We start from the raw sequence: 11,914 nt of genomic DNA on the forward strand, positions 1-11,914 counted from the left end.
ATTCGCGGCGGTGGATCAGACACTGAAGTTCATTGGGATTACCCCGGGCTTAACAAGCTAGTAGCTTGATGAGCCCGGGGCCTGCTGTTAAGGGTTTAGCGGCGCCAGCGCCGAGGCCGAATCAGCCGCCTTGGAGTATTGGCTCTGGAAGCGTTCAAAGGCTTGCAACAGCGCCGGGAAATACTGAGCGGGATCGCTGCCTTGTCTGCCATAGCGACTGGCCTGAATCTTGGCGACGATGGCGGCCAACTCAGGTGCCAGTTTAGGCAGTTCATCGAGTGTGACGCTATGGCCCGTGATATCACTGAGTTCCTGTAGCAATGCCTTGAATACCCGGCTCAAGTCCCCTTGCTGACAAGCCTGAACCAACCCCGGCCGGGTTTCGCTTGTTTGAGCTTGCGCCACTGTTGCCGGAGCGGCTATCGCTTGTTGTTTGCGCGCCTTTAGCCACAACACACAGGTGGCCAGCCACAGCAACGCAAACAGAGCGGTCAACCAAGGCCAGAAGCCGGTACTGAGGTTTAATTCTTCCTGCGGCGGGTTGATGACGGGCTGTGGCATATCGGCCGCGGGGGCTACCTGGATAGTGCGCGCCGGCAGCAGGGCGAACTCCTGCTGCTTTAAATGCGGATTCCACCAAGGCACCTTGATCTCCGGCAGGGTATAACTCCCCGGTTTGGAGGGCACTATGGCAATGGTTTGGGTCAGTTGAGAGACAAGTTGGTTGTCGCGAACGAAGGTCTTGCGCTGCGCCTTTTCCGGATAGCTCTTGAGATTGTCCGGCAAGCTCAGTTTCAGCTCCGGCAGGCTGGTTTCATCGGCATTGAATGCCAGCAGTGTCAGGTTGCGGGTAATAGGGCGACCCACTTCAAAAGTCTGCTTGTCGTCCCATTCCTCTTTGAGCATCACCAGATCCGATACCAGCCAGTCGCCGTGATATTCGGCCGGGATCGGCTTGATGCTGACCAGCATGCTGTCACTCTGGGCCTGCATGGGGCGACTTTCCTGAAAGGCGAACATGCCGCGTCTTGGGGTATCGACCAGCACATCTCCCGAGAAGTTGGCACCGGAAATCGCCAGCTCGCCGGGTTCATCGGCTATGATGCCGTAGCTGCGCTCTATCACCCGAAAACGGCGGCCGTTGACTATTTCACTGCTTTCTTTATCCTCGCCGAGCTGTTTTATCTGGGCGCCGCTGATAGAGGGGGCCGACAACACTCCACGCTGCAGCTCAACGGCCAGAAAGAGTTTTACCTTGTAGGTGAGCAACTGGCCGACATAGGCCTCCTTGGCCGAGATACTGGTACGCAGGAACAGGTTTTTTTGCGCCTCCGGGCGGCTACCGGCCGGCATCACCTTCAATTCGATGGCATCGCTGCTGACGCCATCGATACTCAGGGCCGGAATAGTGACCTGACCTGTGGTTTTGGGGGCCAGCATCACTTGCCAGCGGGTTTCCTTGCGGGCATCAAAATTGATGATCTGGGTACTGCGACTGACGCTGGTGCGGCCGACGATAAAGTCTTTCAACAGGGCCGAGGTGTCCAGTGCCTGGGCTTCGAGTTCATCATCTGCCACCACGGACAGCATAAAGTACTCGCTCTCGGTCACGGGATTGCGATCGACCGAGGCCTGAAGCTGTGTCAGTGCCAGTGCCTTGAGCGGCAGCAGGCACAGAAGCAATAGAGGAATAAGTCTAGTTACCACTGTTCATTGTCCTTGGGTGTCTCGCCGCGCTGGCGGCGTTTTTGATACTCGAGTTGCATCTTGTTGCGCAGCAAAGTGGCCGGGTCATCCACCAATGCCTTCAGCGCCCGCTCCATTTCGGGGGGCAGGGGCTCGGTGTCATCGAGTGACGAGGCGGCAACTTGTGCCTTAACCTGATCATCGCTTTGCTCATCGTTTGGCCCCTGTTGTTGTTCGGCAAGACTCGCCGAGTTGGCCTTGTCGGCATCAGACTCAGAGCCATCCTGCTTAGCTGCACCGTTTTGACCTGCAGCTGTGCTTGACTCATTTTGCGGCTCTTGCTCTTGTGGCAATGAAGCCTGCATCTCAGGCTCAGAGCCTGCGCCGGTGTTATCCTCGGCATTTTGCTGCGAGTCGGCAGTGGAAGGAGCGCTATTCTCTTTGTTAGCGTCTTTATCTGAGCCCTGGTCCGAGTCCTTGCTTGAGCCTTGGTCGGCTTGGCTGTCTTGACCTTGCTCTTTGCTTGGATTTTGGCCCTGGCTGTTGTCACCCTGGGCGCTGTCCTGACTGCCCTGACTCTGATCCTTGCCGGACTGAGAACTCTGTTGTTGATCCTGCTGGCTTTGATCCTCTTGCTTATCCTGGCTCTGTTGATCTTGTTGCTGCTCTCGCTGCTTTAGCAAGGATTCCGCCAACGCCTTATTGTCAATGGCATCCTGCATATCGGGCACTTGTGTCAGGGCGTCACTGTAGCGCTTGATGGCTTCTTCATATTGGCCAAGCTGCATCAGGGCATTGCCTTGGTTGTATAAGCCTGTGGCACTGCCATCTTGCTCGAAGGCTTGCAGCGCACCCTGATAATCGCCGCTGCGGTAGCGGGCGCTGCCTTGCCAGGCGGGGTCAACAAACTTGTCGGCAGCAGTGGCAAAATCCTCCTGCTTGAATGCTTGCATTCCCTGCTGATCTCGGGTTTGCCAGAGGTCATCCCAGCCGCTTGCCTGGCTAGGTGGGCTGACAAGCAGGCCAAGACTCAAGGGCAGCAATAGCACCGGCAGGCCGCTGCGAAAGCTTAAAAGCAGCGGCAACAACAGCAAGAATGCCAGATAGGGGCCAAGGTCGACCCAGGTATCGCCGGCAAGATCTGTTTCTGTGGCATCCGAGCTGGTGGCGAGCCACTGCACCAGCGTTTGCAGATCCTTGCCGTCGTTGCTGTAGGGCACCAAAATGCCGTTCCCGGCACTCGCCAGCTCGCTGAGCAGACCAAAGTCGGTGGCCGGTACTACCACTTCATTTCGGCTGTCCTTGAGCAGTTGCCCATCCGGCAGCCTTATCGGTGCACCCTGGGATGAACCTATCGCCAGAATGCCCAAGCGGTAGTGACTGCCCTCAATCGCCTGTTTGGCGGCATTGAGCTGACGGCTGCCGACGCCATCTGTTATCAAGATGATATCGCCCTGCAGGTGGCCGCCCTGGCTGAGCAGCTCCTTGGCTTTCTCCAGCGCCGCGGTTAAATTGGAGCCGCGCACTGGCATGATGGCCGGGCTCAGGGTTGGCAACAGATTGAGCAGGGTGTTGCGATCCCGGGTCAAGGGGCTGATGATAAAGGCATCACCCGCGTAGGCCAGCAGCGCGGTTTCCCCCTCATTGAGTTGCCCCAGCAGATCCGTGGCGCGGAACCTGGCCTGGGTCAAACGGTTGGGGGCGGCGTCTGTGGCATACATGGACAAAGACATATCCATCACCAGCACCCGTCCTGTGCTGCTGGCAAATACCGGCAGGGGTTTCTTGTAGAGCGCCGGGCCGCTTAAGGCCAGTACCGCCACCAACCAGGCCAGACCAAGCCAGGGCAGGCGGTTTTGGCGACTTTTGCTGCCTTGGGTCAACAGCAGTGGCGCCAGATGCGGCGCAATATAACGATCCCAGTCAGATTGGCCCGTTTGACGGCGACTTTGCAGCACTAACAGCAATGCCAGTGGCACTAAGGCCCACAGCCATTCGGGACGGATAAAGTGCAAACTCATGATTTCCTCCCCCAAGGCCTTGGCCAGACGCTGAGCAACAGGCTTTGCAGCTGCAATAGTACGCTCAGTGCCAGCGCAAGTCCCAGCGGCCAGTAAAACAGCTCGGATTGCGGCCGGTAACTGAGGGCGTCACGGCTGACGGGCTCCAGCTTGTCGATTTCCTGATAGATCTGCTCCAGTTCTTCGGTATTCCGGGCACGGAAATAGCGCCCCTTGGTGGCATCGCTTATCCGTTGCAGCTGGGCTTCATCCAGATCCATCGAGGGGTTGACCCGCTCACGGCCAAATAGGGTGCGACGTTCCATCACATCGGCGCCCACACCTATGGTGTAGATGGTGATGCCGCGCTTGGCGGCAATGGCGGCGGCCTGATCCGGCACTATGCTACCGGCATTGTTGGAGCCATCGGTCAAGAGCACCAACACCCGGTTGCTGTCTTTGACCTTATCGAAGCGTTTTACCGCCAGGGCAATGGCATCGCCAATGGCGGTCTGTTTGCCCACCAGGCCGATTTGAGCTTCCTTGAGATACTGAGCCACAGAGCGTCTGTCCTGAGTCAGTGGCGCCTGCAGGTAGGCGGCATCGGCAAACAATATCAGGCCGATACGATCGCCGGCGCGGCGCTCGATAAAGTCGCTGACCACTTTCTGGATCAGGGTGAATCTGTCTACCGCTTTGCCATCGAGCACCATGTCTTCAATCTGCATACTGCCGGAGAGATCCACCGCCAGCATCAGATCCCGCCCTTCGGTAGGCAGCTCTATGGGATCGCCAAGCCACTGTGGCCGGGCGATGGCCAAAAGCAACAGGCACCACAGCAGCCAGAGACTCAAGGGCGCTCTGCGTTTGCTTTGTTGCTGCTCGCGGGCATGGGCATCGACGCCGGGCAGTTGCAGTTGACCACCGCTGTTGACGGCGGGGCGATAGGCAAGCAGCAGCGGCAATGGAATAAGCAGCAGTAACCAGGGCCAATGGAGGGTCAGCATCTTGGTTTACCTCCCTTGGCAAAGTGTTTCGGTGCGCACTTGAGCCAGCAAACACAAAGCGCCCGCAACTCGGCAGGGGCTGCGCTCGGTTGACCACTGTATTGATTTTCGAGCAAAGAGGCGAAGCGCCCACGCAGCTTGGCTGGCAGTGCGTTATCCAGATACTCGGCCCAGGGTTTACCGCTGAGTCCGGCCACCTGGGCACGCTCACCATAGCTGATGGCGGTGCGTTTCAATAATGCACTCATCTTGGATAGCAGCTCCGGGTCCTGGTCCTGCAACTGCATCAGTTCAGTCATGGCGGCTTGAGCCACCGCCTTGTGAGCCTTGGCTGTCTGCAGGCGCCGATAGCCAAAGAATGCCGCGGCGCCAAGCAGTAACAAGGCCAGCAGCATCAGCAGCCAAATACCGGGAGCCGGAGGCCAAAAGGGCACCTCGGCCGGTAGTTGAATATCCTTGAGCGCACTCAGCGCCGGATTGGCTTGATTGGGATTCATCTTAACAGTGTCAATTGTTGATTGAGGCGCCGGCCGGCATCCAGAGTGCGAACCGGGACCTTGAGTTGTTGCATCAGGGTATCAAACTGCGCCAGGTTGGCGCGCTGACGACCGAGCCAGGCATCATAACCGCTGCGATCCAGGATCAGGCTGCGGCCCGACTCCCGTACCGGCAGGGCAAACTGCCGCGGCAGCTCGAGTGTGCCTTGGCGCATGGGATCTGTTACCACAAAGGCCGCCAGCTCGCAGTGGCGTTTGAGTTCCGACAGCGCCTGCTGACATTCGCTGCCAAAACCGTTGCCGTCTGTGATTATCCAGATAAGGGAGCCGGGTTTGGCCAGTCGTGCCAGACGCTGACAGGCCTGGAGCATTAACGCCTGACCATCTTCATGGGGGCTGTCCAGCGCTTCGAGCTGCGACTTGTGTACCGCCACCAGCGCCGATATCAGTGCCAGGATCCCCTGATTGCGTGCTCTTGGCTTAAGCTCTCTGTGGGCGCTATCGCCCACCACCAGCGCGCCGAGACGGTCGCCCTGCATGATGGCATTCCAGCCCAAGGTCGCCGCCAGATGCGCCACCTGTACCGACTGCAATAACAGCTGGGAGCCGAAATAGAGGCTGTGCTTCATATCCACCAACAGCAGAATAGGGCGCTCACGCTCCTCGACAAACAGCTTGGTATGCGCCTTGCCGGTGCGGGCGGTGACCCGCCAATCTATGGTGCGGACATCATCACCCTGTTGATAGTGGCGCACTTCAGCAAATTCCATGCCGCGGCCCTTGACCAGGCTGGCTCTGTGACCGGCCATGGCCGCGCGGGCTTTTCCTTGCCGGTCACCCAGAGCGCGGGCGATATTCTGGCAGGCAAGCAGCTCGGCCTCACACAGGTGGAGGCCGTCGGCAAACAGTGGCAGTGAAGAGTCTGTTGCTGCGGCTTTCATCAGGGAACGGCCACCTGATTGAGCACATGGTCAATCACCTGATCGCGGCTGACCCCTTCGGCCTGCGCCTGATAACTCAGCAGCAAACGGTGACGCAGTACATTGGGCACCACGGCTTGAATATCTTCAGGGGAGACAAAGTCACGTTCATATAACCAGGCGCGGGCGCGGGCGCAGCGCTCGATGGATTGGGTCGCCCGCGGGCTGACGCCGTATTCCAGCCACTTGGCAAGCTGGTCGCTGTAGCGCTGAGGCTGACGGGTCGCCATCACCAAGTCGACAATATAACGCTCAAGCGGCTCGGCCAGATACAGCTCCAGCGCCTGCTCCCGGGCGAGGAATACTTCCTGCTGGCCTATGGGAGTGACTTTCTCCATGCCGTGGGTCTTGGCTTCGCTGCGGGACAAACGCAGGATCTCAAGCTCAGTGTCTGCTTCCGGGTAATCCAGGTTCAGGTGCATCAGGAAGCGGTCAAGCTGGGCTTCCGGTAGCGGGTAGGTGCCCTCGTTTTCCAGCGGGTTTTGGGTCGCCATCACTAAAAACAGCGGCGGTAACTTGTAGGAGTGTTTGCCCACTGTCACCTGGCCTTCGGCCATGGCTTCCAAAAGGGCCGACTGCACCTTGGCCGGGGCACGGTTGATTTCATCCGCCAGAATAAGGTTGTGAAATATCGGCCCGGCCTCAAATTCAAAGGTCGCGGTTTGGGCTCGATAGATGTCGGTGCCGGTCAAATCGGCCGGCAGCAGGTCCGGGGTAAACTGAATGCGGTGAAAGTCGCCCTCAATGCCATCACACAGCGCTTTAACGGCCCGGGTCTTGGCCAGCCCCGGTGGTCCTTCCACTAACAGGTGGCCATCGGCTATCAGAGCGATAAGCAGGTTTTCGGTCAAAATTGGCTGACCTATGATCACTTGATCCAGATAGGTCTGCAGTGCATGAAATCGACTCAAAGGCATGATGCTACTCGTTTTATTTTAAGGCCCAACTATAGACAGCGGTTATGGTAAAGAATTCCCTGCGCCCTTGGCTAGTGTTAAAAAAACAAACAAGTGTTTAAAACCGGCCAACAAGAAGTTAGAATCAGATCACACTTTTAATGGTCAGACCTGTTTAGGGCAGTACGGGTCTCTTATGGAAAAACAATAAAGCGCAGTGTCAGGGCCATTTTCGGCGTGCGCTGCTTAATAAGAGGGTGACAAATGAGTGACAGACAACAGGTAACCAATGCCAGGGGCGAGCGGATTGCCATAGTGGCCGGTCTGCGTACCCCGTTTGCCAAACAGGCGACGGCGTTTCACGGCGTGTCGGCGCTGGATATGGGCAAGATGGTGGTCAATGAGCTGCTCAGTCGCAGTGAATTGGACCCCAAGCTGATTGAGCAGCTTGTCTACGGCCAGGTCGTACAGATGCCGGCAGCGCCCAATATTGCCCGTGAAATTGTCCTGGGTACCGGCATGAATTTGCACACAGATGCCTATAGTGTTACCCGTGCCTGTGCCACCAGTTTTCAGTCCACTGTCAATATTGCCGAGTCGATCATGACGGGCAATATCGAAATAGGCATAGCCGGGGGCTCGGATTCCTCCTCTGTGCTGCCTATCGGGGTGTCCCGCAAGTTGGCCCATGCCTTGGTCGATCTTAATAAGGCCCGTACCCTGGGACAGAAGTGGAACATAGTTCGCCGTCTGGGGTTTAAAGATCTCTTGCCTGTGCCGCCTGCTGTGGCCGAATATTCCACCGGCCTGTCCATGGGGCAAACCGCCGAGCAGATGGCCAAGAGCCACGACATCAGCCGCGCCGATCAGGACGCGCTGGCCCACCGCTCTCATACCCTGGCGAGCCAGAGCTGGAACGAAGGCAAGCTCAAGGATGAAGTCATGGTGGCTCATGTGCCGCCCTACAAAAGTTTTATCGAGCGTGACAACAATATCCGCGACAACTCGTCCCTTGAGTCTTACGCCAAACTCAGACCCGTATTCGACCGCAAGCACGGCAGTGTCACTGCCGCCAACAGTACCCCGTTGACCGATGGCGCCTCTGCGGTGATCCTGATGAGTGAAGGCCGAGCCAAGGCCCTGGGTTACACCCCCATTGGCTATATCAAGAGCTATGCTTTCAGCGCCATAGATGTCTGGCAAGACATGCTGATGGGGCCATCCTACGCCACGCCACTGGCGCTGAAACGCGCCGGTATGCAGCTCGAAGATCTGACCCTGATAGAGATGCACGAAGCCTTTGCTGCCCAGACTTTGGCCAATATGAAGATGTTTGCCTCGAAGAAGTTTGCCGAGGAAAAACTCGGTCAGAGCCGCGCCATTGGTGAAATCGATATGAGCAAGTTCAACGTGCTCGGCGGCTCGCTGGCCTATGGCCATCCGTTTGCGGCCACGGGTACTCGCTTGATCACCCAAGTGTGTAATGAACTGAAGCGCCGCGGTGGCGGTACGGGTCTGACAACCGCCTGTGCGGCCGGTGGTCTGGGTGTGGCAATGATAGTGGAAGTGGAGTAATTGCAGATGGAAAACAGCAACAAGAGTTTTAGCCTCAGCCGCCGCGACGACGGCATTGCCATTCTTTCCATGGATGTACCCGGCGAAAGCATGAATACCCTCAAGGCCGAATTCGGCCCTGAGATCAGCGCCTTGCTGAGCGAAATCAAAGCGGACAGCAGTATCAAGGGCTTGGTGATCATTTCAGGCAAGCCCGACTCCTTCGTGGCCGGCGCAGATATCTCCATGCTCGATGCCTGTCAAAGCGCCGCCGATGCCCGCGAGCTGTCGAGCTCAGGGCATAAGGTGTTTGCCGAACTGGAAGGGCTGAAAATTCCTGTAGTCGCAGCCATTCACGGCGCCTGTCTCGGTGGCGGCCTCGAGCTGGCACTGGCTTGTCATCTGCGGGTGTGCAGTGACGACAAGAAAACCATGTTGGGGGTGCCGGAAGTTCAGCTCGGTCTGCTGCCGGGCGGTGGTGGAACCCAGCGTCTGCCACGCCTGGTGGGGATCACCACAGCGCTGGATATGATGCTTACCGGTAAACAGGTTCGCCCCAAGCAGGCGCTGAAGATGGGGCTGGTGGACGATGTGGTACCCAAGTCGATTCTGCTGGAGGCGGCGGTTGAACTGGCATTGGCCGGCAAAGCCAAGCGCGGTAAAGGCAAAAATAATCAACCTATGATGAACAAGCTGCTCGAAAGCAACGGCTTTGGGCAGAAAATCATCTTTGATCAGGCCCGTAAACAGGTTGCCAGAAAAACCCAGGGTAACTATCCGGCGCCGGACAAGATCATCGACTGTGTGCGGGTGGGGATGAGTCAGGGGATAGAGGCAGGTTTGGCCACCGAGGCGCGCCATTTCGGCGAGCTGGTGATGACGCCCGAGTCGGCGGCGCTGCGCTCCATCTTCTTTGCCACCACAGAAATGAAAAAGGAAACCGGCGCCGAAGGTGCTGAGCCGAGTCCGGTTCACAAGGCCGTAGTGCTCGGCGGTGGCCTGATGGGCGGCGGTATCGCCTCAGTGACCACTACCAAGGCCAAAATCCCGGTGCGGGTCAAGGATATCAGTGAGCAGGGACTCAGCAATGCGCTGGGCTATGCCTATAAGTTGCTGGATAAGGGCGTCAAGCGTCGGCATATGACCCCGGCGGTGCGCGATAAGCAGATGGCCTTGATGACGACGACTACAGACTATGTTGGGGTCAAGGATGCCGACATAGTGGTCGAGGCGGTATTTGAGGATCTCAATCTCAAGCATCAAATGGTGCGGGATATCGAGCGCGAATGCGGTGAACACACTATTTTTGCTTCCAACACCTCGTCGCTGCCCATAGGTCAGATTGCCGAAGCCGCCGCCAGACCGGAAAACGTCATCGGCCTGCATTACTTCTCGCCGGTAGAGAAGATGCCGTTGGTGGAAGTGATTGCCCACGATAAAACCTCGCCCCAGACGATAGCCACCACAGTGGCCTTTGCCCGCAAACAGGGCAAGACACCGATAGTGGTGAAAGATGGCGCCGGTTTCTATGTTAACCGTATTCTGGCGCTCTATATGAATGAAGCGGCGCAGCTGCTGCTCGAGGGCAACAGTGTCGAGAGCCTGGATAAGGCGCTGGTGAAGTTTGGTTTCCCGGTCGGCCCTATCACTCTGCTCGATGAAGTGGGTATCGATGTGGGCGCCAAGATTTCGCCGATACTCGAAAAAGAGTTGGGTGAGCGTTTCGCTGCCCCCTCTGCCTTCGATAAGCTGCTCGCCGATGACCGCAAGGGGCGCAAGAATGCCAAGGGCTTCTATCTCTACGGTCCTAAAGCCGGCAAGAAGAAGGAAGTGGACAAGAGCGTTTATCAGGTGCTGGGGATAGCGCCGGGTGTTGGCGCCGAAAATGCCAACCTGGCAGAGCGCTGTGTGGTGCAGATGCTCAATGAAGCGGTGCGGTGTCTGGAAGAGGGCATCATAGCCTCTGCCCGCGATGGGGATATTGGCGCCATCTTCGGCATAGGTTTCCCGCCTTTCCTCGGTGGGCCTTTCCACTATATAGACACCATGGGCGCCGATCAGTTGCTGGCCAAGCTGGAACGCTTCCAGAGCCGCTTCGGCGACAGATTCGCCCCGAGTGAATTGCTCAAGACCATGGCCGCAGAAGGACGACGCTTCTTCGACTGACACTGATTGGAATGGCTGTTCTTCGAATCGCCTTTGAGTAACAGCACTTTGAGTAACAGCCTTTGAGTAACAGCCTTTGAATAACAGTGCAGCTTTAGTGTAAAAGCGGCCTCAGGCCGCAAACCTCCAACCAAACGCCCCGGTAAGGCTGTAAATCACCGGGGCGTTTTTTTATATTTTTCGCAGTCTGGAGTGAGCTAAAAATGAGTTCGGCACAGAGTAGACAAAGGGAACCAAGACGACAAAGGGAACCAAGACATCCTCGAAATAAGACTGTGGATGCACTCAAGGCAGAAGAGTTGAAGCTATGGAAGTTGATGAATAACTGCCATCTGCGCTCCTTGTCCGAGAGCGCCATGTATCGCGATAAACAACTTATCAGTGCCAAATTAAGCCTGCGTGATTATAACGGACAGGTGGGTGAAGCATTGGCTGGCGTTAAGGCATTAAACAAAGTCATAAGACTTGGTAGGCCTGTTCGCCCGACAATCTTTTTCAGGAAGGGGAAAACAAGTAAGAAACTGGGCCTAGAACGGCCCAGAACTTGTTACTTAACGTTGGGTTTCATGTTTACCATTGCCATTACCAATATAGCGTTGCGAAAACAAAGTAGTCTGCCATCCACTACTGGTATAGAGCTGTTCCCAGGTATATACCCACCCTCCACGAGTTTGCACTATTGTCCTTTTATCTCCTTCAATAGGAGTGTTTGGAACCGGAACTGAGAGGGTATCCACTTCTTTTGGCGATGATGTGCAAACCTTCCCTGAATAAGTAACCTGGACCTCAATACTTGGGTCAAAGTTTGGGTCGTCTATGCCATCCTGCACGGAGTAACCACTGGCTACAAACTCTGTATCGTTGGTAAGGCAAAGTCTATTGTCGCTCGCTAACGTGGTTTGAGAGAACACAACAGCTGAAACCAATGCCATTGCCACACTTATATTTTTCATATCAACTCCTTATGATTAACTAAAGTGCAACACCATGCTATCCGCTGTATGCTTTTTGTCCATATCACTAAAGTATTATCTCAGTAATACTTTGTATCATCCTACTGATATTTAAGCCATTTAGTGGATAGTGTCAGTGCCGAATTAAGGTGATGTTCTGATCGGAATAGGTACA

At 56.4% G+C, this 11,914-nt stretch carries 9 protein-coding genes and 1 pseudogene; 3 read left to right on the top strand and 7 right to left on the bottom strand.

Annotated elements, in window-relative coordinates:
* Positions 1–87: 87 nt before the first annotated feature.
* From RC73_RS00710 to RC73_RS00735, 6 genes are read right to left on the bottom strand one after another with little or no spacing between them, the layout of a single operon-like run.
* Positions 88–1,707: a BatD family protein gene (locus RC73_RS00710; RefSeq protein ID WP_039032826.1), complete on the bottom strand. Its 1,620-nt coding sequence runs from the start codon at positions 1,705–1,707 to the stop codon at positions 88–90.
* Positions 1,701–3,707 (bottom strand): vWA domain-containing protein, encoded by a 2,007-nt coding sequence (locus tag RC73_RS00715; protein WP_039032827.1) that lies wholly within the window; start codon positions 3,705–3,707, stop codon positions 1,701–1,703. Before RC73_RS00715 ends, RC73_RS00710 begins: the two co-directional genes overlap by 7 nt.
* The gene (locus RC73_RS00720; protein ID WP_039032828.1) at positions 3,704–4,693 is read right to left on the bottom strand and encodes a vWA domain-containing protein; all 990 of its coding nucleotides are present in this window, start codon (positions 4,691–4,693) and stop codon (positions 3,704–3,706) included. The genes RC73_RS00715 and RC73_RS00720 overlap by 4 nt, the downstream gene beginning before the upstream one ends.
* Entirely contained in the window at positions 4,687–5,190 is a 504-nt protein-coding gene (locus tag RC73_RS19760; protein WP_052247899.1) for a DUF4381 domain-containing protein, read from the bottom strand. Before RC73_RS19760 ends, RC73_RS00720 begins: the two co-directional genes overlap by 7 nt.
* The gene (locus RC73_RS00730) at positions 5,187–6,131 is read right to left on the bottom strand and encodes a DUF58 domain-containing protein (RefSeq protein ID WP_039032829.1); all 945 of its coding nucleotides are present in this window, start codon (positions 6,129–6,131) and stop codon (positions 5,187–5,189) included. The genes RC73_RS19760 and RC73_RS00730 overlap by 4 nt, the downstream gene beginning before the upstream one ends.
* Positions 6,131–7,087 carry an AAA family ATPase gene (locus RC73_RS00735; protein ID WP_039032830.1) on the bottom strand — a complete coding sequence of 319 codons (957 nt, stop codon included), beginning with the start codon at positions 7,085–7,087 and terminating at the stop codon, positions 6,131–6,133. Before RC73_RS00735 ends, RC73_RS00730 begins: the two co-directional genes overlap by 1 nt.
* 243 nt (positions 7,088–7,330) lie before the next feature.
* On the opposite strand from RC73_RS00735, the gene fadI reads away from it, so the two are divergent.
* The 3 genes and pseudogenes from fadI to RC73_RS21055 form a co-directional block, all read left to right on the top strand.
* Positions 7,331–8,641, top strand: coding sequence for an acetyl-CoA C-acyltransferase FadI (gene fadI / locus RC73_RS00740; protein WP_039032831.1), 1,311 nt, complete (start codon positions 7,331–7,333; stop codon positions 8,639–8,641).
* Between the two features lie 6 nt (positions 8,642–8,647).
* On the top strand, positions 8,648–10,786 hold the full coding sequence (gene fadJ, locus RC73_RS00745; RefSeq protein WP_039032832.1) for a fatty acid oxidation complex subunit alpha FadJ: 2,139 nt from the start codon (positions 8,648–8,650) through the stop codon (positions 10,784–10,786).
* 248 nt (positions 10,787–11,034) lie between these two features.
* Positions 11,035–11,277: pseudogene (locus tag RC73_RS21055) on the top strand (IS5/IS1182 family transposase); the annotation flags it as partial.
* A gap of 60 nt (positions 11,278–11,337) precedes the next feature.
* Here RC73_RS21055 and RC73_RS20710 read toward each other — a convergent pair.
* Positions 11,338–11,739: a hypothetical protein gene (locus RC73_RS20710; protein ID WP_039032833.1), complete on the bottom strand. Its 402-nt coding sequence runs from the start codon at positions 11,737–11,739 to the stop codon at positions 11,338–11,340.
* Between the last annotated feature and the right edge of the window lie 175 nt (positions 11,740–11,914).

It is taken from the genome of Shewanella sp. ECSMB14102 (genome assembly GCF_000813075.1).
GTDB classification, from domain to species: Bacteria; Pseudomonadota; Gammaproteobacteria; order Enterobacterales; family Shewanellaceae; genus Shewanella; species Shewanella indica.